The organism is Streptomyces griseoruber (assembly GCF_001514205.1).
GTDB lineage: Bacteria > Actinomycetota > Actinomycetes > Streptomycetales > Streptomycetaceae > Streptomyces > Streptomyces griseoruber.
On the sequence record NZ_KQ948801.1, the window covers coordinates 1 to 2,464 of the forward strand.

A 2,464-nucleotide genomic window follows, 5' to 3' on the forward strand; every position below is an offset into this window, starting at 1 on the left:
CACCCGAGAACATCCCGAACACCCGGTCACCGACTGCCAGCCCCGACACACCCGGGCCGACCTCGGTCACCACACCCGCACCCTCCAGACCGAAGTCCTTCGCATCACCCGGATACATGCCGAGCGCGTTCAGCACATCGCGGAAGTTGACACCCGCCGCACGTACGGCGATACGAACCTGCTGATCCGCCAACTCCTCGGAAGGAACACCGCGCAGCGCCAGCCCCTCCAGCGTGCCCTTCTCCACGATGTCCAGCCGCCACCCGGACTCCCCCGCGGGAACCGCCAGCACCCCACCGGACGCCACACGCACCAACCGCGGCACGAACACTGTGCCACCACGCACCGCCGCTTCCGGCTCGCCGGACGTCAACGCCGCAGCCACGACGGCCCACGACTCCTCCGTGCCGTCCACGTCGACCAGCACGAACCGGCCAGGGTTCTCCGCCCGCGCCGCCCGCACCAGACCCCACACCGCCGCCAGGGCCGGATCGGCAGCCTCACCGTCCCACGCGACCGCGCCCTCGGTGACGACCACCAGACGCGCACCCTCGAACCGCTCCTCCGCCAGCCAGACGCGCACCGTTTCGAGCGCGGTGCGGGCGACGGCGTGGGCGGCTGCAGGCTGGTCGCCGTCAGGACGATCGAACCGCACCAGCACGTCACCGGCCACGGCCTCAACCGGTTCGGGCAGCCCGGTCCTCACTTGCGGGGCGGGTCCGGTGGCCGCCGGGATCCGCACCCAGTCGAGCTGGAACAGGCCGTCTCGTCCACCGTCGGCCGAGGCGATTCCCCCGGTCACCTCACGCAGTACCAGTGAGTCCACCGAGGCCACCGCGGCGCCGGCCGTGTCCGCGAGGTGGAGCGTCACGGCGTCCGGTCCCGCCGGGGCCACGCGCACCCTCAGCTCACGCGCACCCGCGCCCCACAGTGAGACGCCGCTCCACGAGAACGGCAGTCTCAGCGAGTTCTCGGCGCCGAACGTTCCTCGCAGGACGGCGTGCAGGACAGAGTCCAGCAGCGCGGGATGCATCCCGAACCGGTACGCGAGTTCCGCATGCGCCTCGGGCAGGGCCACTTCGGCGAATACCTCGTCGCCGCGCCGCCACATCGCGCGCAGACCTCGGAACGCCGGACCGTACGACAGTCCGAGCCCGGCGAGTGCCTCGTAGGCGCCCTCGACCGGCTCCGCCACCGCGTCCGGTGGGGGCCACACACCGAATCCTGCGTCGAGGGAGCGGTCCGGGTACGGTGACTCGGTCCCGACGCTCACCACGCCTGTGGCGTGGAGGGTCCACGCCTCGTCCTCCGCCGCTCCGTCCGCCCGCGAGAAGACGCTGACTCCCCGACGGCCCGAGTCGTCCGGGCCGTCGACCAGCACCTGGACCCGCGCACCACCGTGCTCGGGCAGTGCCAGCGGGACGGCGATCGTCAGTTCCTCCACCCGGTCGCAGCCCACCTGGTCGGCCCCGCGGAGGACCAGTTCCAGGAAGCCGGTGCCGGGGAAGAGCGCCACTCCGGAGACGACGTGGTCCCGTAGCCAGGGGTGGCTCCGAAGCGAGAGAAGACCGGTGAAGACCACCCTGTCCGAGTCGGCCGGTGCCAGCGCCGCTCCGAGAAGGGGGTGATCGGCGGACGAGAGGCCGAGTCCTGAGAGGTCACCGGCAAACCTTTCCCGGGCCTTGGTGGGCCAGTAGGTCTTGCGCTGGAAGGCGTATGTGGGCAGTTCCACCGAGCGGGCGCCGGTCCGTGCGACGACCTCGCGCCAGTCCACGTCACCGCCACGGGTGAACAGGGCGGCGACCGCGGCGAGTACCGCTTCGGCCTCCGGGCGGTCCTTGCGCAGAGAGGGCTGGAGCAGCGGCCCGTCACCGTCCCCGTCCAGGCACGCCTGCGCGAGCGCGGTCAGCGTGCCGTCGGGACCGATTTCCAGGAACCGCGCCACCCCCTGTCCCGCGAGCGTGCGCACGGCGTCGCCGTAGCGGACGGCCTGGCGCACGTGCCGTACCCAGTAGTCGGGGGTCATGAGCTGCGCGGGTTCCGCGGTGGTCCCGGTGAGCGTGGAGACGAGGGCCAGACGCGGTTCACCGAAGGTCAGCGTCTCGGCCACGGCCCGGAACTCGTCGAGCATCGGTTCCATCAGCGGCGAGTGGAACGCGTGGCTGACCCGCAGGGCCGTCGCCCTGCGCCCGTCGTCCCTGAAGTGCGCGGCGACCCTCTCCACCGCGTCCGCGACACCGGCGATCACGACCGCCCCTGGGCCGTTGACCGCCGCGAGGCCGACCTCAGCGCCGAGCAGCGGCAGCACCTCTTCCTCCGTGGCCTGGAGCGCGACCATCGCACCGCCCTCAGGCAGGGCCTGCATCAGCCGGCCCCGCGCCACCACCAGACGGCACGCGTCCGCCAGCGACCACACCCCCGCCACATACGCCGCCGCGATCTCACCGATCGAATGACCCGCGAG

Annotated in this window: 1 protein-coding gene; it reads right to left on the reverse strand. The window is 72.2% G+C overall.

What is annotated here, in order from left to right:
* Positions 1-2,464 (reverse strand): acyltransferase domain-containing protein (locus tag AQJ64_RS44255; protein ID WP_159060358.1); only part of this gene is annotated, 2,464 nt, incomplete at both ends.